At 62.8% G+C, this 18,220-nt stretch carries 18 protein-coding genes; 9 read left to right on the top strand and 9 right to left on the bottom strand.

The window, feature by feature from the left end; all coding sequences use genetic code 11:
- The first annotated feature begins 30 nt into the window (after positions 1 to 30).
- From fabF to gmk, 4 genes are all read left to right on the top strand, one after another.
- On the top strand, positions 31 to 1,293 hold the full coding sequence (gene fabF, locus AC0NIE_RS26085) for a beta-ketoacyl-ACP synthase II (RefSeq protein ID WP_473486692.1): 1,263 nt from the start codon (positions 31 to 33) through the stop codon (positions 1,291 to 1,293).
- A gap of 102 nt (positions 1,294 to 1,395) precedes the next feature.
- On the top strand, positions 1,396 to 2,634 hold the full coding sequence (mltG, locus tag AC0NIE_RS26080) for an endolytic transglycosylase MltG (RefSeq protein WP_473486693.1): 1,239 nt from the start codon (positions 1,396 to 1,398) through the stop codon (positions 2,632 to 2,634).
- Positions 2,635 to 2,813: 179 nt separating this feature from the next.
- Positions 2,814 to 3,704, top strand: coding sequence for a YicC/YloC family endoribonuclease (locus tag AC0NIE_RS26075; protein ID WP_473486694.1), 891 nt, complete (start codon positions 2,814 to 2,816; stop codon positions 3,702 to 3,704).
- Between the two features lie 5 nt (positions 3,705 to 3,709).
- Positions 3,710 to 4,384, top strand: coding sequence for a guanylate kinase (gene gmk, locus AC0NIE_RS26070; RefSeq protein ID WP_473486695.1), 675 nt, complete (start codon positions 3,710 to 3,712; stop codon positions 4,382 to 4,384).
- Between the two features lie 12 nt (positions 4,385 to 4,396).
- On the opposite strand, the gene rsmA is transcribed toward gmk, so the two are convergent.
- The 6 genes from rsmA to lptF all read right to left on the bottom strand — a co-directional run bounded on the left by rsmA (position 4,397) and on the right by lptF (position 12,170).
- Positions 4,397 to 5,236: a 16S rRNA (adenine(1518)-N(6)/adenine(1519)-N(6))-dimethyltransferase RsmA gene (gene rsmA / locus AC0NIE_RS26065; protein WP_473486696.1), complete on the bottom strand. Its 840-nt coding sequence runs from the start codon at positions 5,234 to 5,236 to the stop codon at positions 4,397 to 4,399.
- Between the two features lie 22 nt (positions 5,237 to 5,258).
- The gene (gene pdxA, locus AC0NIE_RS26060; protein ID WP_473486771.1) at positions 5,259 to 6,293 is read right to left on the bottom strand and encodes a 4-hydroxythreonine-4-phosphate dehydrogenase PdxA; all 1,035 of its coding nucleotides are present in this window, start codon (positions 6,291 to 6,293) and stop codon (positions 5,259 to 5,261) included.
- Positions 6,290 to 7,222 carry a peptidylprolyl isomerase gene (locus tag AC0NIE_RS26055; protein ID WP_473486697.1) on the bottom strand — a complete coding sequence of 311 codons (933 nt, stop codon included), beginning with the start codon at positions 7,220 to 7,222 and terminating at the stop codon, positions 6,290 to 6,292. The genes pdxA and AC0NIE_RS26055 overlap by 4 nt, the downstream gene beginning before the upstream one ends.
- Before the next feature lie 229 nt (positions 7,223 to 7,451).
- Positions 7,452 to 9,740, bottom strand: coding sequence for an LPS-assembly protein LptD (locus tag AC0NIE_RS26050; protein WP_473486698.1), 2,289 nt, complete (start codon positions 9,738 to 9,740; stop codon positions 7,452 to 7,454).
- Positions 9,741 to 9,868: 128 nt separating this feature from the next.
- Positions 9,869 to 10,951 carry an LPS export ABC transporter permease LptG gene (gene lptG / locus AC0NIE_RS26045; RefSeq protein ID WP_473486699.1) on the bottom strand — a complete coding sequence of 361 codons (1,083 nt, stop codon included), beginning with the start codon at positions 10,949 to 10,951 and terminating at the stop codon, positions 9,869 to 9,871.
- Between the two features lie 16 nt (positions 10,952 to 10,967).
- Positions 10,968 to 12,170 (bottom strand): LPS export ABC transporter permease LptF, encoded by a 1,203-nt coding sequence (lptF, locus tag AC0NIE_RS26040; protein WP_473486700.1) that lies wholly within the window; start codon positions 12,168 to 12,170, stop codon positions 10,968 to 10,970.
- 145 nt (positions 12,171 to 12,315) lie between these two features.
- Here lptF and AC0NIE_RS26035 point away from each other — a divergent pair, with 145 nt between their 5' ends.
- The 3 genes from AC0NIE_RS26035 to AC0NIE_RS26025 are packed head-to-tail and all read left to right on the top strand — an operon-like array spanning position 12,316 to position 14,716.
- Positions 12,316 to 12,681: a hypothetical protein gene (locus AC0NIE_RS26035; RefSeq protein ID WP_473486701.1), complete on the top strand. Its 366-nt coding sequence runs from the start codon at positions 12,316 to 12,318 to the stop codon at positions 12,679 to 12,681.
- Between the two features lie 54 nt (positions 12,682 to 12,735).
- The gene (locus tag AC0NIE_RS26030) at positions 12,736 to 14,247 is read left to right on the top strand and encodes a leucyl aminopeptidase (RefSeq protein WP_473486772.1); all 1,512 of its coding nucleotides are present in this window, start codon (positions 12,736 to 12,738) and stop codon (positions 14,245 to 14,247) included.
- 19 nt (positions 14,248 to 14,266) lie between these two features.
- Positions 14,267 to 14,716 carry a DNA polymerase III subunit chi gene (locus AC0NIE_RS26025; protein WP_473486702.1) on the top strand — a complete coding sequence of 150 codons (450 nt, stop codon included), beginning with the start codon at positions 14,267 to 14,269 and terminating at the stop codon, positions 14,714 to 14,716.
- A gap of 324 nt (positions 14,717 to 15,040) precedes the next feature.
- Here AC0NIE_RS26025 and AC0NIE_RS26020 read toward each other — a convergent pair whose 3' ends face one another.
- Complete coding sequence (locus AC0NIE_RS26020; RefSeq protein ID WP_473486703.1) at positions 15,041 to 15,529, bottom strand: MarR family winged helix-turn-helix transcriptional regulator; 489 nt, start codon at positions 15,527 to 15,529, stop codon at positions 15,041 to 15,043.
- Positions 15,530 to 15,627: 98 nt separating this feature from the next.
- On the opposite strand from AC0NIE_RS26020, the gene AC0NIE_RS26015 reads away from it, so the two are divergent.
- The gene (locus AC0NIE_RS26015; RefSeq protein ID WP_473486704.1) at positions 15,628 to 15,996 is read left to right on the top strand and encodes an antibiotic biosynthesis monooxygenase family protein; all 369 of its coding nucleotides are present in this window, start codon (positions 15,628 to 15,630) and stop codon (positions 15,994 to 15,996) included.
- A gap of 65 nt (positions 15,997 to 16,061) precedes the next feature.
- Positions 16,062 to 16,508, top strand: a complete 447-nt coding sequence (locus AC0NIE_RS26010; RefSeq protein ID WP_473486705.1) for an anthrone oxygenase family protein — start codon at positions 16,062 to 16,064, stop codon at positions 16,506 to 16,508.
- 166 nt (positions 16,509 to 16,674) lie between these two features.
- Here the strand turns inward: AC0NIE_RS26010 and AC0NIE_RS26005 are convergent, their stop codons facing one another.
- The gene (locus AC0NIE_RS26005; RefSeq protein WP_473486706.1) at positions 16,675 to 17,397 is read right to left on the bottom strand and encodes a haloacid dehalogenase type II; all 723 of its coding nucleotides are present in this window, start codon (positions 17,395 to 17,397) and stop codon (positions 16,675 to 16,677) included.
- A gap of 195 nt (positions 17,398 to 17,592) precedes the next feature.
- A complete protein-coding gene (locus tag AC0NIE_RS26000; protein ID WP_473486707.1) occupies positions 17,593 to 18,036 on the bottom strand; it encodes a RidA family protein in 444 nt (147 codons plus the stop codon).
- Positions 18,037 to 18,220: the final 184 nt, after the last annotated feature.

The following is an 18,220-nucleotide window of genomic DNA, read 5'->3' as shown; positions in this document are numbered from 1 at the left end:
ATTTGCAGTCATCACCGAGGAGGACCTGCGATGAGGCGTGTCGTCGTCACGGGCCTTGGGCTGCTTTCGCCCTTCGGCGTAGGCTTCGAGCATGGCTGGAAGGAGCTTCTTACCGGCCGCAGCGCAGCCAAGCGCATCACCGAGTTCGAGGTGGAGGATCTTGCCTGTAAGGTCGCCCACGTCATTCCGCGCGGTAATGGTGAGGACGCCACCTTCAATCCCGAGGCCGTTCTCGAGCCGAAGGAACTGCGCAAGATCGGCGACTTCATCCTCTACGGGCTCGCGGCCGCCGACGAGGCGCTGAAGGATTCGGGGTGGGCACCGAAGACGCATGAGGAACAGTGCGCCACCGGCGTGCTGATCGGCTCCGGCATCGGCGGCATCGAAGGCATCGCCGAGAACGCGTTGATCCTGAAGGAGCGCGGACCGCGCCGCATCAGCCCGTTCTTCATCCCCGGCCAGATCATCAATCTCGTCTCCGGCCAGGTTTCGATCCGGCATGGGCTGAAAGGCCCCAACCACGCCGTCGTCACCGCTTGCTCCACCGGCGCGCATGCCATCGGCGACGCCGCTCGGCTGATCATGTGGGGCGATGCCGACGTGATGGTCGCGGGCGGCACCGAGGCGCCGGTGACGCGGCTGTCGATCGCCGGTTTCGCAGCCTGCCGTGCGCTGTCCACCGACCGCAACGACGCTCCGGAAACGGCCTCGCGTCCCTATGACCGCGACCGCGACGGCTTCGTCATGGGCGAAGGCGCCGGCGTCGTCATTTTGGAGGAACTGGAACACGCCAAGGCACGCGGCGCCAAGATCTATGCCGAGGTCACCGGTTACGGCCTGACCGGCGATGCCTATCACATCACCGCGCCGGCCGAAGATGGCGACGGCGCCTTCCGCTGCATGGTTGCGGCGCTGAACCGGGCCAAGCTGACGCCCGCAGACGTCGACTACATCAACGCGCACGGCACCTCGACCATGGCCGACACGATCGAGCTCGACGCCGTCGAGCGGCTGGTAGGCAATGCCGCGTCGAAAATATCGATGTCGTCGACCAAGTCGTCGATAGGCCATCTCCTGGGTGCGGCGGGCGCCGCCGAGGCGATCTTTTCGATCCTCGCCATTCGCGACAACATCGCGCCGGCCACCATCAATCTCGACAACCCGGAGCGCGAAACGGCGATCGACCTGGTGCCGCACAAGCCGCGCGCCCGCCAGGTCGACGTGGCGCTGTCCAATTCCTTCGGCTTCGGCGGCACCAACGCCTCGCTGGTCTTCCAGCGCTACAATGGCTGACCGGTCCGCCGACCGGCACGGTCTATGCGTGCCGTCAATTTTGCCATATTCGCCCCTACTGTGCCCAAGGGGATTCGTTGCACGATCAAACGGTAGGGCGCCATGAGCACAAATTCGGCGGACAATGGGGAATTCGGGCAACGGTCCGCACCGTCGGGTCCGATCATGCCGAAGACGGCCAGCGAAGCATTGCGGCCTGAAGCCGGCACGCCGCCGCCCAAGCGCTCGCGCGCCTCGCGCAGCCAGTTCGTCGTGTTTATGAACTTCGTCATCTCCTTGGTGATGCTGTTGGTTCTGGCGGCCGGTTTTGCATTGTATTTCGGCAAGCAGGAATTCAACGAGCCCGGCCCGTCGGCCAATGCCGACACCTTCCTGGTCAAGCCGAACACCGGCGTCCAGGAAATTGCAGAGCAGCTCGAGCGGCGCGGACTGATCAGCGACGCGCGCATCTTCCGCCTTGGCGTGCGTGCCTTTGGCAATGATTCGGAACTGAAGGCCGGCGAATACGAGATCAAGCCGCAGGCCTCCATGCGCGACATCATGGAGTTGCTGAAGAGCGGCAAGTCGGTGATGTATTCGCTGACCGTCCCCGAGGGACTGACGGTCGAGCAGGCGCTGCAGCGCATCGCCGATCAGGCAGCGCTCGACGGCGATATGCCGGCGACCATTCCACCCGAGGGCAGCCTTGCCACCGACACGCTGCGTTTCACCCGCGGCGCGACACGCCAGCAGATGGTCGAGAAGCTTTTGGCGGATCAGAAGAAGCTGGTCGAGGATGTCTGGCAGCGGCGCGCCCCCGATCTGCCTCTGGCCAATGTCGACGACTTCGTCATCCTGGCTTCGATCGTCGAGAAGGAGACGGGCAAGGGCGACGAACGCTCACGGGTCGCCGCCGTCTTCCTCAACCGGCTGGCCAAGGGCATGCGGCTGCAGTCCGATCCGACCATTATCTACGGTCTGTTCGGCGGCAAGGGCAAACCCGCCGACCGCCCGATCTACCAGTCGGACATCAAGAAGCCGACGCCCTACAACACCTATCTGATCAATGGCCTGCCGCCGACGCCGATCGCCAATCCCGGCCGTGCGGCGCTGGAGGCGGTAGCCAACCCGTCGAAGACCGACGAACTCTATTTCGTCGCCGACGGCACCGGCGGTCACGTCTTTGCCGCGACGCTCGCCGAGCACAATGAGAACGTCGCCCGTTACCGGGCGCTGCAGAAGAAGCTGGCCGACGAATCCGCCAAGGCCGGTGCTGCCAAGGCCGACGCCGCCAAGGTGGAAGGTCAGACCGATGCGCCGGTTGACGGCGGCGATGGCGATGCGGGAGCGGCGCCGCAGTAGCGCCGGACGGTTCTGGGATCGTCCCTCCGATCCGTTGACGGCAGCGGACGTGCTGATTTTGAGATCAGGAGCATCTGCGTCCGATCCGGCGCGAAGAGGCGCTCCGGCATTTTGAAGCCGCGCATGATCTGGCCCGGAACCGCTTCCGGGATCATGCGCCAGGGGGAAGCAAGGGCATTATGAATTTGCAGAGCATGACCGGTTTTGCGCGGGCCGTCGCCGAACATGACGGCACGTCGATCGCCTGGGAGGTCAAGTCGGTCAACGGCAAGAGCGTCGAGGTCAGGCTGCGGCTGCCGCAGGGCCTCGAGCGACTGGAGCCGGCCGTCAGGCAGACGGTGCAAAAGCGCTTTGCGCGCGGCAATTTCCAGGCAACGCTGACCGTCGGCCGCGCCGCCGGCCAGCAGGCGCAGCCAGTGGTCAACGAGGTCTTCCTTAGGGATCTGGCACGGCTGGCCAAGCGGCTGCAGGAGCAGTTCGGCGCAGCGCCTGCGACAGCCGACGGGCTGCTTTCGCTACGCGGCGTGCTCGACATCCCCGAAACCACCGAAACCGAAGAGGCGCGGGCGGTGCTCGACAGCGCAATTCTCTCGGCGCTCGAAGTGGCGCTGGGCGGGCTGGAGCAGGCACGCCAGGGCGAGGGCGCCGCCCTGCGCTCGCTACTGTCCGGCCATATCGACGCTATCGAGGCGCTGACGCTGCGCGCCGAGGCCGATCCGTCGCGCGAGCCGGCGGTGATCCGCGAACGGATTGCCGAGCAGGTTCGGCTGCTGATGGATGCCTCCGCCAATCTCGACGCCAGCCGGTTGCATATGGAAGCGGCGTTCCTGGCCACCAAGGCCGACATCCGCGAGGAGATCGATCGGCTGAAGACGCATGTGGCGTCCGGCCGGGTGCTGCTGGCAGGCGGCGGCGCCATCGGCCGCAAGCTCGATTTTCTGGCGCAGGAATTCAACCGCGAATCGAATACGCTGTGTTCGAAGTCGAACGCCGCTGGTGTCACCGCCATAGGGCTGGAGCTGAAGGCGGTGGTCGACCAGTTTCGCGAACAGGTCCAGAATCTGGAGTAACCCTGATGGTTGCCAAGGAGCCTATGGTTGCCAGGGATTTGGGTTCCCGCATTCGCCGCCGGGGTCTGATGCTCGTGCTGTCGTCGCCGTCCGGCGCCGGCAAGTCGACGATCGCGCGCAATCTTCTGGAGAGCGATTCCAGTCTCGAACTGTCGGTCTCCGTCACCACGCGGCCACGCCGCGGCAGCGAGATCGAGGGCGTCCACTATCATTTCCGCACCATGCGCGAGTTCGAGCGGCTGCGCGATTCAGACGAACTGCTCGAATGGGCCGAAGTGCATGGCAATTGCTATGCGACGCCGCGTGAACCGGCCGAACTGGCGCTGGCACAGGGCCGCGACATGCTGTTCGACATCGACTGGCAGGGCGCCCAGCAGCTCAAGGAGAAGATGCGCGCCGACATCGTCTCGATTTTCATCCTGCCGCCCTCGATGAAAGAATTGAAGGCGCGGCTGAAGCGCCGCGCCGAGGACCAGGAATCGGTGATCGAGACGCGTCTGAAGAACGCCCGCAACGAGATCGAGCACTGGAAGGAATATGATTTCGTCATCATCAACGACGATCTCGACCGTGCCTTCGCCGAAGTGCGCGGCATCGTCACCGCCGAGCGGCTCAGACGCGATCGCCGGCCCGGCCTGTTCGATTTCGTCTCGGCGTTGCTCGACGAGAAGACGGACTAGGGGCCGGCGCAATCACACCGCGTTGGTCAGTCGCACGAATTCCTCGACGCTCAAGGTTTCCGCCCGCCGCGTCGGATCGATGCCGGCGCGGCTGAGCAGGGCTTCGCCGCCGAGGCTCTTGACGCTCTGCCGCAGCATTTTGCGGCGCTGGCCGAAGGCCGCTTCGGTGACGCGGCTGAGCTTCTTGACCTCGGCGGGCAGGGGACTCGCCCGCGGCACCAGATGCACCACCGACGACACAACCTTGGGCGGCGGCGTGAACGCTTGCGGCGGCACGTCGAAAGCGATTTTTGCCTCCGTCCGCCAGCCTGCCAGCACGCCCAGCCGGCCATAGGCATCGCTGCCGGGGCGGGCGACGATGCGCTCGGCCACCTCGCGCTGGAACATCAGCGTCATCGATGCGTAGAAGGGCGGCCACTCGGCGACGGTCAGCCAGCGTATCAAAAGTTCGGTGCCGATATTGTAGGGCAGGTTGGCGACGATCCTCACAGATCCATTGCCCCCATGTGCCCCTTTGGCAAGCGCTGCAAAATCCGTCTTCAGCGCATCGCCGGCAATGATCTCCAAACGGCCCGGATAGTGATCTGACACCTCCGCGAGCGCTGCCAGGCAGCGCTCGTCGCGCTCGATGGCGATGACCCGACCGGCGCCGTGGGAAAGCAGCGCCCGGGTCAGGCCGCCGGGACCCGGACCGACCTCGATCACCGTGGCGTCCTTCAGGTCGCCGGCGGCGCGCGCGATCTTGCCGGTCAGGTTGAGGTCGAGCAGGAAATTCTGGCCGAGCGCCTTTTTCGCCTGCAGCCCATGGCGTTCGATCACCGTGCGCAACGGCGGCAGCCCGTCGATGCTCATGCGACCGCTCTCATGCACAGGCTCATGCGGCGGCAGCCCTCGTCCCGGTGTCGGCAAGCCTGCGGGCGAGCCTTAGCGCCGCGATCAGGCTGTCGGCCCGGGCTATGCCCTTGCCGGCGATATCGAAGGCGGTGCCGTGATCCGGTGAGGTGCGGATGAAGGGTAGGCCGAGCGTGACGTTGACCGCCTCGTCGAAGGCCAGCGCCTTGGCCGGGATCAGCGCCTGGTCGTGATACATGCACAGCGCCACATCGTAGCCGGCTCGGGCGCGGGCATGGAACAGCGTGTCGGCCGGCAGCGGCCCGAAGGCGTCGATGCCCTCCGCCCTCAGCCTGTCGACCGCCGGGCGGATGATGCGCTCGTCCTCGGCGCCCATCGCGCCGCCTTCGCCGGCATGCGGATTGAGGCCGGCAATGGCAAGCCGCGGCTTGGCGATGCCGAAGCGGTGTTCGAGGTCGGCGGCGGTGATGCGGGCGGTCGCGACGATCAACTCCGTCGTCAGCGTTTTCGGCACCTCGCGCAGCGCAATGTGGATGGTGACCGGAACCGTGCGCAACTCGGGACCGGCGATCATCATCACCGGCATCGCATCTGCGCCGGTGTGGAGCGTCGCCAGATGCGCCAGATATTCGGTGTGGCCGGGGAAATGGAAGCCGGCATCGTAGAGCGGCTTCTTGGCGATCGGGCACGTGACGACTGCTGCTGCGCGGCCGCCAAGGCAGTCGTCAACAGCGCGGTCGATCGCCTCGATGATGCCGGCGGCGTTGGCTGGGTCCGGCCGGCCGGGGCTGTCGACGAAGCGGATGGCAAGCGGCATGATGGGCAGCGCGCGTGTAAAGACGCGCGCCGCTTCGGCTGGCATTGTCTCCGTGATTGGCACATCGGCGCCGAGCAGGCGCGCCCGTGCGGCGATCAACGCCGGATCGGCGATAAGATAGAAGGGCGGCACACCGGCGCTGTCGCGCGCCTGCCAGGCAGCAATGGCGATTTCCGGCCCGACGCCGGATGGATCACCGGCGCTCAGCGCCAGCGGAAGCTCTGCCTCTGGCGACTTCAGCGCTCAACGATGCGGGCTTTCTTCCGCAACTCCTCGACATACTTCTTGGTGAGCTCGTCGGCATCCTTGCCGCTCGAGCCTTCGCTCTGGAACACCATCTGGGCGGCCTTGTCGTCGGACACTTCGCGCGACGAGCAGATGCCGATGAACTCGACGCCGCGGTCTGTTTCGCGCGTGGCGGTGGCGCCGCCGACCTTGGTGGCCTTGATCTGGTCGGCCCAGTCCGGCGGCAATTGCGGCGCCAGTATCCGGCCGAGATCGCGCACGGTGACGTCGATCAGGCCCTTGGCAAATTCGCGCGAGGTGTTGCAGCCGTTGAAGCGGGCGCGCATGACGTCGGCCTCGCGTTTGCGCTTGGCCAGCGTCGCGCTGCGCTCGGCCGCCGGCACGACGAAGATGACCTGCTGCAGCATGTACTCCATGGCGGTTGGCTTGGTGCCGCCATTGTCGAGCATGCGCCTGACCACGTCCTGCTCGCTCATGGCGCCGCCGCTGTCGGAGCGATGGCGCGCGGTCAGCGCCTGGTTCCAGGCCATCTGGGAGCGGATGAATTCCTTGAAATGCTCCTTGCCGACGCCGGACTGCGCCATGACGCCGTCGAGTTGCTTGAGCTGCATCTTGTTGGTCGTGGCAAAGCGCTGATAGGCGGCGTCGACCTGGGCGTCGCTGATGCGGATGCCGAGACGCTTGGCTTCGGCGACGCGCAGCGTCTGCTCGATCATCTCCTCGGCGGCGTCGCCTTTCTTGCGCTGCAGGCGCAGGAAGGCAGCCCGATGCTGGATGTCGCCGGTGGTGATCGGTACGTTGTTGACGACGTATTTTATCTGGCTGGCGAAAGCCGGCGGCGTCATCATGGTGATCGAGGCCGAGGTCGCCGCCACCAGCAGCGCGAACCCTGCCGAAAAGAGGTATTTCCTCATCGAAAGCATCCCAATTCTATCTCGGTTCCGGCCCAATTCTATCCCATTTTGAGGGAGCTGGAATCCGTGCCTGCCCTATGCGGCGAAACGATGTCGTCAGAAGCGATGTGCGTCCACTTGGACGTACAAGATACGCTCTGACACTTTGAATCGTGCTTTCCGAAAATCAATTCCCGATTTCGGGCCGATGCGTTGGCCGGCCGCCCGTTCCGATCGTCTGCTGCTGGCCAGTCGTCTGCTACTGGACAGTGTCGATGGAACTTTGTGTCGAGCCGAAATCGCCGAGCGTGCGGAACGACAGGTTGAAACCGATGTTCTGCGACACTTCCTTGGTGCTCAGGTCGCGGGATTCCGAGAATGTCATCAAGTAGGTGAAGCATGAATCACTATAGGCAAAGCCGACCCCGTCCTTGACAAGGACGCTTTGCTCCAGATCGTAGGTGCCGGTTCCGAAGACACGCCAGTTCTCTGCAAGTTGCGTCGACGCGCCGAGCGTGACCTCGTGGCGATCGGTCGTGAAGCCATAGAGTGGCTGCGCCTGGATGAAGGCGTATTTGGCACTGAACGAAATCGGCAGGCCGGAATAGGCTGCCTTCACCTCGGCGCGGCGAACCTCGAAGCTCTGCTCGTCGAAGCGGCCGCTGACCGAGCCGGAAAGCCCCCTGGGGCTGTTGAAGCCGACAAGGCCGACATAATCGGAGGTCGCGTTCTCGAGGCCCGAATCGGCGCCGACGTTGACAAGGTCCGGCGCCGCGAAGGAGTTCTGGCCGTCAATCTGGTAGGATTGGCCGAACAGCGCGTTGGTGCTCCAGCCATTGTCATAGGCGCCGGAATAGCGCAGCCCGATATTGGCGCGCGTGCCGCCTTCCAAGCGGTCGTAACCGGAGAACTTGTCGCGCTCGAACAATGTCGTGGCGTCAAAGACGAAGCTCTGCGCGTCCTCGTTGGGGACAGCGAGGCCGCCGACATATTGCTCGTTCGGACGCACGAACACCTGCGCCATCGGCTCGAAGATGTGGCTGGAACTGGTCGACGAGAACAGCACCGGCCAACGCATTTCCAGCCCGGCGGTCGCCATGAAGCGGGCGAGCGACGATCGCATATCGTCGTCGACGCCGAGGTTAGACGCCATCTGATTGATGGCATTGAGCGATCCCGAAGAGGCATTGACATAGCCTGCGTCGCCGCGCAGCGCCAGCAGCGGCGTCAGCAGCAGCCCACCATCGGTGGTGAAGGTGCGCTTCCATTCCGCTTCGGCGGTGAGACGGCCCGACTGGCCCTCGATGCCGCGGACTCTGTTGACGGATGCATTGTTGTTCGGATCGGCAAGGACCGTATCCAGCCTGTCGCGGCTGATGGTCTGCGCGTTGACATTGAACGACAACTGCCCGCCGCCCACCGCCATGTCGGGGATGTAGGCGTAGTCGAGCGAGGGCAGCACCCAGGGCTGCTTGCCGGCGAGTGCGGTCGGATCGTCAGGGAGTGTCTCTTCCTGGACCTCGAAGCGCATGGCGCGCACGTCGAAATAGTTGCGGCCGTTGAGGCCGGTCAGGTAGATCGAGGAGCGATGCACGCTGTCGTTGAAGTCCTCGATGGCGTAGGTGCGTGAGAAGTTCTTGTCGGTCTGCAACAGGACATCCCAGCCGAAGTCCCAGCGCGGATTGATAGCGAACTGGCCCTTGGTGCCCATCATGCCGCGAAACTTGTTCGGGTCGCCGGGCGCACCCGAATCGACATTGTGCCCGTCGCTGTTGATGAACTCGTCGGGATCCTCTTGCCGGATGCCGGCGATCTTCAGGCTGTACTGGCCGTTGTTGAAGCGCTGGCGCCACTCGGCTTCGCCGAGGAAGCCCTGCTTGGTATAGCCGCTGCCGGTGACGGTGAGATCGTAAGTTGGTGAGAGCGCGAAATAATAGGGAACTTTGACGCCGATGCCGAGATCGCTCTCGTAGGCGATGCCTGGAATCAGGAAGCCGCTCTTGCGCTTGACGGTCGGGTCGGCAATCTCGAAGGCCGGCAGATAGGCGAGCGGAAAGCCGAAGAACTCGAAATTCGAATTCTCGAAGCGAACCGTCTTCTTTTCGCCGTTCCAGATGATCTTTCTGGCCTTGATGCGCCAGGTAGGCGCTTTGTCCGGTTTGTCCTCGCACGGCTCGCACGCCGTGTAGACGCCGTTGTGGAACGTCGTCAACACGCCGCCCATGCGCTCCGCGCTTTCGGCGGCGAAATAAGCCTTGTCGACGGTTTCGACACGCAGCGCGTTGACGAAGCCGTCGGCGAAATCGTCGGTGATGTCGACGTGCTGCGAATAGATCTTGGTGCCGTCGCTGTTGATGACCTCGACATTGCCGCTGGCGACGAGGCGTTTGGTGTTGCGATTGTATTCGACCCGCTGGGCGACGAGGCGGTTGCCGCCGTAATCGATCTGCACGCCGCCGACGGCCGTCACTGTCTGGTTGTCGTTGTCATAGACCAGCGTATCCGCCGCCAGCAGCATTTGCGAGCCGGCGGGAACGTCGGCTGCCATGTCGCTGATATCCTGGGCAAAAGCCGGGATATTCGGGACGACGCAAGCGAGCAGGCATGCCAAGGCGCTCGCCCCATAGAGGCGCGCCAAACCGGCCTGCCTATGGATGCGTAAAACCGCCCCCCTCACTAGCCGTCTTCCTTGTACAGCAAGAAAGTCACCCCGAAGAACATAGCCACGACAACCGGAACCCATGCAGCCACGACTGTGGGTACGAATCCCGCCACGCCGAATGCCTTGACCAGCACTGTCACGACATAAAGCAGAAACCCGGCCAGGACGCCACCCAGAATCATCGTTGCGGATTGGCCCATCCTCGCAAATCGCATCGACACCGTTGCGGCGATCAGCGTCATGGCGACGAGAAGGAACGGCAGCGCCACCAGCGAATCGAACTGCATGGCAAAGGCATTTGCCTTGAGGCCGAAGGAGCGGGCAACCTCGATCTTGCCGGGCAGATCATAGAAAGGAATGGTTTCCGGGCGCGCCAGCCGCTCTTGCACGAATTCGGGCTTGAGATTGGTCGGCACCCGGTCGCTTGCCACCGACTGGATGTTGCCGTCCCGGAAAACCTTGACGTCCTGCAGTTCCCAGTAGCCGTCCCGCAAAAAGGCGTGCGCCGCGTCCTTGCGTTCGACGATGTCACCTTGCGGGTTGAGGACGAAGAAGACGGCGTCGGCCATCTCCAGGCCCTGATTGAGAATGGCGCGCGCGCCGATAATGGTATCGCCGGAACTGGTTTTCTGCCGGATCCAGGGCTCGGCGTCGGCCGAGACGGTGGTCGACTTGCCGGAGCGGAGCTGGGTTTCGATTTTTTCGGACCAGGAAAACGCATGCGCAGCGATCGGGTTGATGACGCCGACCGACAACACCCCGAACAGCAGCGCCCCGATGCAGCACGGCAGCAGGAATTGCCATGCGGACACACCGGCCGAACGCGCGATGACCAGTTCATATCTGCGGTTGAGCGAGACCAGCGTTGCCATCGCCGAGAACAGGCCGACGAAGGGCACCGTCTGCAGCATGATCATCGGCATCCGCAACCCTGAAATGGCGAACGCCGTGCCGTAGGTAAAACCCGGCAAGCCGGTCGTGCGGCCGGAAAGCTCGGTGAAGTCGATCAGGAACACAAGCGCCAGGAGGCCGATGAAGAACCAGATGGTGATCGTCACGTAGCGGAAGAAGAAGTATCTGCCCAGAGTCCAGCCCATTAGCGTATCCAGCCCATCAGCCGGCCCCTTGGCCAGAAGCGCCGCGCCTGGCGAAGCGGAGCTTCAGGGCGCTCCAGCCGTCACCGAAGCGGCCGGCGAAATTCGTCATCCAGTCGGCCCAGGCGACCGGCAGCTCCATGGTCCGGTTGGAGACGATGAACCATGTCGCGACTGCGGACGCCACGATAGGGACGCCGTAGACCATATAGGTGTATTGCGGAACGTTGTCGGCCTTGCCGGCGGCAAAGAAACCAAGCCAGCGCACGAAAAGCGCAATCGCGATGGCCGTGATCAGCGGATGAATGCGCGCCTCGCGATGGGAGCGCGCGTCTCCCGCCACTGCAAGCGCGATCAGCGCGAAAACGAGTGAATAGGACCATTCGGAAAAACGCTGGTGGAGCTCGGCCAGGTACTTGTTCGGCCTTTTCTGGAATATCTTGTCGTTCGGACTGGGATTGAGCAGGTACTGGGTCGTCCGGTCCTTCGGCAAGAGCAATACGTCCGATGAGGCTGACATGAAGGCGGACAGGTCGAAGGCATAGGAGGTGAACCGGATGACCGAAAGATCGCCGGCCAGCGTTTCGCGATGGATAACGCCGTCGTTCATCATCAGCACCCTCTCGTCGCCGCTATCGATGATGGCGCCGCTCTTGGCGTAGTAGATAAGGTTGACGCCCTCTTCGCGTGAATCGGCGACGAAAATGCCGCCAAGGCGGTTGTCCGGAAGCCGCTCGCCAATCTGCAGGAACAAGCCGTCATCGATCTTGCGGAAGGTGCCTTCCTGGATAATCAGCGACAGAAGATCGGCACGCGAAGACGCCACCAGCTCGCGGTTTTTCTGTCGTGCATAGGGGTCGACGCCGTTGTCGACGGCAAACGAAAAGATGCTGGCCGCCAGCGCCAGGAGCATGATCGGCCTGACGATGGTCCAGCGCGAAGCGCCCGCGGCGTTCAAGACGGCAAGCTCAGAATCGGAATTCATCGCGCTCAGTGTCTGGGCGACCGCGACCACCAGGGCGAAAGGCACGACGATCGGGACGATCGACGGAATGATCAGCGCAGCGACTTCGAAGAAGGTCAGCGCCGACTGCCCGCTGTCGGTGACAAGGTCGATGCGGGCGAGCACCTGCGTCGTCCACACGATCGCCAGCGTCCAGATGAGCGCTGCCAGGAAGACCGCCAACGCACGACGCATGATGTAGCGTTCAACGACCTTCATGAAGGCTTTTCTCGATTTTGCCGAACGGCATCATGCCTCCAGACAAGGTAGTCGCCCGGCGACGACTCTACAACCGGTCCGTTGGCGGTTCGATCTGGTTCCCGTCCCAGATCGATATTTCCGGTGGGCCGGAGTGTCGGCGGCAATGGATAAGAAAGGGCGAACATCAATGGTTAACAACACGTTGCGGCAGGAAAGCGGGGCCGTGCCGCGACGAATCGCCATCGATTCCATCCGCCATATGGGATCGGATTCCGGCAAAGTCTTGCCAAATGCCGGAAAACGACCAAATGTCGCGCCGATCACGGTCCTGGCCGCCGTAGCTGCGACGGCGGCGAGACGAACCCGAAATTGCCCGGCCTGTGGTTTACCGGCATGCGGCCAAGCATTCGCGGTTGCTTCGCCAAACGCACGAATTCAGGCCAACGCATTCGCGCAGGAGGATCGTCAGGCAGGGGTGATGATTGAAAATTGGGGTGGTGCTTCCGATCGGAAACAGCCAAATATCTAGTTTCGCCAAGGCACTCTCCCAAAAATCCAACGCCGTTCCCGAAAGCAGGACATGATGACTTCGAGACCTTCGATCGCCTTCGCCAAATTCGCAGCGCCCAAAAAGGGCAGTGTCTTCGTGCTGGCGGCCAACGATGGCGGTCTCGGCGATGCTGCAAAGGCTTGCGATCCGGCAAAGACCCTGGAGCGGGCGTTTCCGGTGGCCGACTTTTCCGGCAAATTCGCCGGCCTGGTCGAAGTGCTGGCGCCGGAGGGCACATCGCTCGACCGGCTGGTGGCGGTCGGCGCCGGCAAGGTCTCGGGGCTCGACGACCATGCCTGGCTCAAGCTTGGCGGCACCATCGCTGCGTCCCTGCGCAAGGCGACAGAGGTGGCCGTCGTGCTCGATCTGCCGGGTGCTGACGTCGGCGGCAGGCAAGCGGCACAGCTTGCCGCGGGCATCCTTCTGCGCAGCTATGCCTTCGACAAGTACAAGACGAAAAAGGAGAATGGCGACGGCCAGCGCGACGGCAACAAGGCCGAGCCCAAAAAGCCGGTCAAGGTGACCATCCATACCACCGATCCGGCTGCGGCGAAAAAGGCATTCGCCGACGAGGCGGCGGTAATCGACGGGGTGCTGCTGGCGCGCGATCTGGTCAACGAACCGGCCAATATACTCGGGCCGGTGGAATTCGCCGCCCGCGTCAACGAACTGGAAGCGCTCGGCGTCACGGTCGAGATCCTGGTCGAGAAGGAGATGAAGAAGCTCGGCATGGGCGCGCTGCTCGGCGTTGCGCAAGGCTCGCCGCGTGGCGCCCGCCTGGCCGTCATGCGATGGAACGGCGGCAAGGCCAAGGACAGCCCGATTGCCTTCGTCGGCAAGGGCGTCACATTCGACACCGGCGGCAATTCGATAAAGACGGCCTCCGGCATGGAGGACATGAAGGGCGACATGGGCGGCGCGGCGGCCGTGACCGGGCTGATGCACGCGCTGGCCGCCCGCAAGGCCAAGACCAATGTCGTCGGCGTCATCGGGCTGGTGGAAAATGCCGTTGACGGCCATGCGCAGCGCCCCGGCGACATCGTCACCTCGATGTCGGGCCAGACCATCGAGGTGCTCAACACCGACGCCGAAGGCCGTCTGGTTCTGGCCGATGCGCTGTGGTACTGCAACGATCGCTTCCAGCCGAAATTCATGGTCAATCTGGCGACGCTGACCGGCGCCACCATGGTCGCGCTCGGCCAGCATTATGCCGGCCTGTTCTCCAACAATGACGAATTGGCGAACAGGCTGACGAGCGCCGGGCAGGCGACGCAGGAACGAGTGTGGCGAATGCCGCTCGGCACCGAATACGACAAGCTGATCGATTCGAAAAATGCCGACATGAAGAACATCGGCGGCCGCTATGGCGGCGCCATCATCGCGGCGCAGTTCCTGCAGCGCTTCGTCAAGGATACTCCCTGGGCGCATCTCGACATCGCCGGCACCGCGATGGGCGCGCCGTCCAGCGAGATCAACCAGTCATGGGCCTCCGGCTTCGGCGTCAGACTGCTCGACCGGCTGGTGCGCGACAACTACGAGGGGTGAGGCCTTTCAAGGCGCAATCATGGCCGACGTCCTGTTCTACCACCTGACCGAATCGACTCTGGAGGATGCGCTGCCCGGCCTGCTCGAGCGCAGCGTCGATCGCGGTTGGCGCGCCGTGGTGCAGACCGGCACCGAGGAGCGGCGCGACGCGCTGGACCAGCATCTTTGGATTTTCAGAGACGATTCCTTCCTGGCGCATGCGACCGACCGCGAATCCTATCTGGCCGAGCAGCCGATCCTTTTGACAACCGGCCAGGACAACCCCAACGAAGCGCAGATACGCTTCCTGGTCGACGGCGCGGTGCCGCCGGAGCTTCTCGGCTATGAACGCGCCGTGTTCCTGTTCGACGGCCACGATGCGGCCCAGGTCGAGGCGGCGCGCACGCACTGGAAGACGATGAAGGAAGCCGGCCACGCGGTCACCTACTGGCAGCAGTCTTCAGACCGGCGCTGGGAACGCAAGGCGTAAAGCTGCCGCGTTGGCTATCCCGATGCCGCTGGCAGCCATACGCAGAATGACAACGTAGAAGGCGACGTGAACCCAGCACGCGACACGCTCCTGCGAGCGAGGCGATCCCTCCAGAGGAAACGGCTTCCGATCGAACCGCCGCCACCAGACGATACGGAAGGCCGTGAGAGAAGCAGGACTATGATCGCTACCGGAATGTGACACGGAGGAAACCGCAGTGGTGGCCGCATCCATGGCCTTCGCTGCCTGAAAGCCGGAGCCCAGCAGGGCCAGAATCAGAAGGGGCTCAGCCAGTGAATTGAGACCGCTATCGTGCCGTAGCGATCAGCTCTGCTCTTCAGCATCTTCTTCTCCTTCGAATTTCTTCCGCAGCGCCTTCATGACACGGCCGGCCGTTTCGAGGTCTTCGATGGGAAACCCCTCCGCGAGCGTGTTGACCCGTGGTTCGTACAATCTGATCGCGGCATCATAGGTCTGCTGTCCCTTATCGGTTAGCACGACAAGGTGCGCGCGGCGGTGATGCGGATTGGGTTCGAACCTGACGAGCCCTTCCTTCGCCAAATCGTTGACGATGCGCTGCACGTTCTGGCGGTTGGCACCGAGATCGCGTGCGAGCCACGCGACCGGCTGCGGGCGTTCGGCTGCGACAATGGCGCCGAGGATCTGCCAACGGGCGCTGGTCAGCCCAAGCGGAGCCACGAGCCGATCGCCCCACGTCAAAGTCAGGTTATTGACCCTGAACAGGCCGAGAATGAGATCGGTCAAGGCTTCACCCGCCGGCGTTCGATTTGGGGTCTTCGTTGTTTCGTCCATTTGTCACCATAGGATGGTATTGACATTATAATGTCAATTAGCTACGTGTGCATCATACCAGATCGACATCGTATAACCAAATTGGAAAGGAACCTATCATGTCTCTTATGCGCCCACTGGACCCTGCATTCCCGATCGAACGTCAGATCGCAATCGATGCTGCTTCCGTCGTGCTTGTGAACGTATTCACGCTCGACAAGGCGGACGAACAGACCTTTCTCCGAGCCTGGCAGGACGATGCGCTGTTCATGAAACAGCAGCCGGGTTTCATCTCGACCCAGCTTCACCGCGCGGTCGGCGAAAGTCCTACTTATCTGAACTATGCCGTCTGGGGATCGACAGCAGACTTCCGGACTGCGTTCATGCATCCGGAGTTCAGGGCGAAACTCTCAGTCTATCAAGCTTCGGCGGTCGCTTCCCCGCACCTGTTTCAAAAAGTCGGCGTGGCGGGCGTCTGCCTCGCGTAGGCGTGGCGTCAGCAAGAATTCGAAGTCATCAAAATCGAAAGAAAAGAAAGGCAGGAGAGATTCCGTTGCGACTCCTATTCAACATTCTCGCTATCTCTGGTTCGGCGATGTTCGCCGGCGTCATGCTGACGATCGGCGTAACGTTGGGCGGCTACTGGAAGAGCCTTCCGGCTGCCGAATTCCTCGATTGGTTTAGCCAGAACGACCGGTTCATCATAAGGACGATCCCCCTTGTCGTCGTTCCGACCCTCATCGGCCTGATCGGTTCGATCTGGCTCAGCTGGAGCGAGGGAGGACTACGTGCACTGTGGATCGGGGCGATCGCCTGTGTCGCTGCCGTTCTGGTTCTCACTATGGCCTGGTTCCTTCCGACCAACGCGCAATTCGCCACCAAGTCGATTCCCCTGGATCAGGTGCCCGCCCGGCTAGACACCTGGCTCATGGTCCACAACGTTCGAATCCTGCTCGCTACCGTCGCGTCGGTGCTCGGGATTCTGGCAGTCGCTCGGTGAAGGGCGGGACCGGCGCTGGGAACGCAAGGCGTAGTAAAGCCTGCCATCTTGGCTATCCGCAACCCGGGATAGATCGCGGAGCAATTGGCTCACGACGCCGAAGAAAGCATCGGACCGAAACCGGGAAGAACACTGAAGGGGGTGGTTTGCTGATCGTTGAGACGCGCTACACCTGAAGCCGTTCAGCCAAGTCAATGAAGTCGCTGGCCACCAGGTCCCAGGCCTGATCAGGGTGCAAGTCCGTGGTCTGCGCTAACCCGTGCTCGGTCGGACGCGGGACAAAGGCTGTTCGCAATCCGCATGCCCGAGCCGCTGCAAGGTCGCCATTGTGGGCGGCCACAAGACAGATCTCAGCTGGCTTCATTGCCAGGACGTCAGCGGTGCGAAGATAGGCTTGCGGCATCGGCTTGTACGCCTGCACGACTTCGGCGCCGAGGATCGCATCCCAGGGGATGCGACTACGCTTCGCCATGTTGAGCATGAGGACGATGTTACCGTTCGAGAGCGGTGCGATGATATAGCGGGCCTTCAGCAGTGTGAGGCCGGCCACCGCGTCCGGCCATGGCTCCAATCGGTGCCATGCCAGGTTCAGTTCGTCCAGTTCGGACGCTGCCACCGAAGCCGGGTCGATCCCGAATTCTGGCAAAACAGCTTCCAGATTCTCCCGATGCAGCACGTCGAGCCGTGTAAAAGGCCGCCGGCCGCTGCGCACCTCCTCCATCGCTGGGGAGTAACGGCTGCGCCACGCATCCGCGAAAGCGGTAGGAATGGCGGATACTGCTCCATGCCGCTTCAGGAACGATTCAGCTTCGCGCGCCACGCCGCTGCGCCAATCGACGACAGTGCCGAATACGTCGAATACCAAGGCACGTACACCATCCAATGCCATCACATTCGGCTCCTCGATCCGCACAATACATGACCGTCGCATTCGGGTGGCGAGCGCCTCTTGCGGCTGTCGCAAAAATCGGTCGCGAGACACCCACTTTTGCGAGGGACATTTGCGACAGGCAAACCATTGACCGGATGGACAGGGTGAAACTATCGCGAAGCTCAGGATATGTGCGAAGGGCGACCGGCATCACTACTCCAGAATGACGACGGCCTCCACCTCGAAGAGCATGGGGTCAATTGCAAGCTTGGGAACGGGAATCAGGGTCTGCGCCGGCAGCGCCTCACCGAACATTTTCTTGACGTTCTTGGTCAACACCTCAAGCTTGGACATATCGTGATCGACCACGAAGACCGTGAGCTTGGCGACCTGATCCGGCCTGGCACCGAGCTCATCGAGGGCGGTACGCAAATTTGCGTAGGCCTGCCCAACCTGGACAGCGAAGTCGGGCGACAAGGCTCCCGTGCTGTCTTGGCCGCCCTGTCCGGAGATGTAGGCCACCCGGCCATCGCGGGGCGTGATCACCGCCGTGCTGTAGCCATTCGGCGACGGGTCGTAGAGGTTTTGTGGATTGACGATGGTCAGCTTGAGATCCTTCTCACTCGCTGTTGTCGCAGCGGGAACTCCAATGGTCATGATGATTAGCCCTCCGATAAGCAGATGCTTGATTTGCGCGTGACATGATTTTCTCTTGGCTCTGCGAGCAACGTACCCTCGCGGCCGGCATGATTGAACTTTAACCGTATCGCCCATACGATGACTCGTGCGATGTACGAGTCATCGTATGGTACGCCGTACGAGTCAATCGTTCAAGATCGAC

The organism is Mesorhizobium sp. WSM4842, from assembly GCF_055901575.1.
Note: the sequence above shows the minus strand (reverse complement) of the source record. Positions and strands in the feature narration are given on the sequence as shown.

What these genes read in the sequence shown, in the direction of transcription:
- fabF (WP_473486692.1), top strand. Translation starts at nt 31, where the DNA reads ATGAGGCGTGTCGTCGTCACGGGCCTTGGGCTGCTTTCGCCCTTCGGC.
- mltG (WP_473486693.1), top strand. Translation starts at nt 1,396, where the DNA reads ATGAGCACAAATTCGGCGGACAATGGGGAATTCGGGCAACGGTCCGCA.
- AC0NIE_RS26075 (WP_473486694.1), top strand. Translation starts at nt 2,814, where the DNA reads ATGAATTTGCAGAGCATGACCGGTTTTGCGCGGGCCGTCGCCGAACAT.
- gmk (WP_473486695.1), top strand. Translation starts at nt 3,710, where the DNA reads ATGGTTGCCAAGGAGCCTATGGTTGCCAGGGATTTGGGTTCCCGCATT.
- rsmA (WP_473486696.1), bottom strand. Translation starts at nt 5,236, where the DNA reads ATGAGCATCGACGGGCTGCCGCCGTTGCGCACGGTGATCGAACGCCAT.
- AC0NIE_RS26055 (WP_473486697.1), bottom strand. Translation starts at nt 7,222, where the DNA reads ATGCTTTCGATGAGGAAATACCTCTTTTCGGCAGGGTTCGCGCTGCTG.
- AC0NIE_RS26050 (WP_473486698.1), bottom strand. Translation starts at nt 9,740, where the DNA reads ATGGCAGCCGACGTTCCCGCCGGCTCGCAAATGCTGCTGGCGGCGGAT.
- lptG (WP_473486699.1), bottom strand. Translation starts at nt 10,951, where the DNA reads ATGGGCTGGACTCTGGGCAGATACTTCTTCTTCCGCTACGTGACGATC.
- lptF (WP_473486700.1), bottom strand. Translation starts at nt 12,170, where the DNA reads ATGAAGGTCGTTGAACGCTACATCATGCGTCGTGCGTTGGCGGTCTTC.
- AC0NIE_RS26035 (WP_473486701.1), top strand. Translation starts at nt 12,316, where the DNA reads ATGGATAAGAAAGGGCGAACATCAATGGTTAACAACACGTTGCGGCAG.
- AC0NIE_RS26030 (WP_473486772.1), top strand. Translation starts at nt 12,736, where the DNA reads ATGACTTCGAGACCTTCGATCGCCTTCGCCAAATTCGCAGCGCCCAAA.
- AC0NIE_RS26025 (WP_473486702.1), top strand. Translation starts at nt 14,267, where the DNA reads ATGGCCGACGTCCTGTTCTACCACCTGACCGAATCGACTCTGGAGGAT.
- AC0NIE_RS26020 (WP_473486703.1), bottom strand. Translation starts at nt 15,529, where the DNA reads ATGGACGAAACAACGAAGACCCCAAATCGAACGCCGGCGGGTGAAGCC.
- AC0NIE_RS26015 (WP_473486704.1), top strand. Translation starts at nt 15,628, where the DNA reads ATGTCTCTTATGCGCCCACTGGACCCTGCATTCCCGATCGAACGTCAG.
- AC0NIE_RS26005 (WP_473486706.1), bottom strand. Translation starts at nt 17,397, where the DNA reads ATGGCATTGGATGGTGTACGTGCCTTGGTATTCGACGTATTCGGCACT.
- AC0NIE_RS26000 (WP_473486707.1), bottom strand. Translation starts at nt 18,036, where the DNA reads ATGACCATTGGAGTTCCCGCTGCGACAACAGCGAGTGAGAAGGATCTC.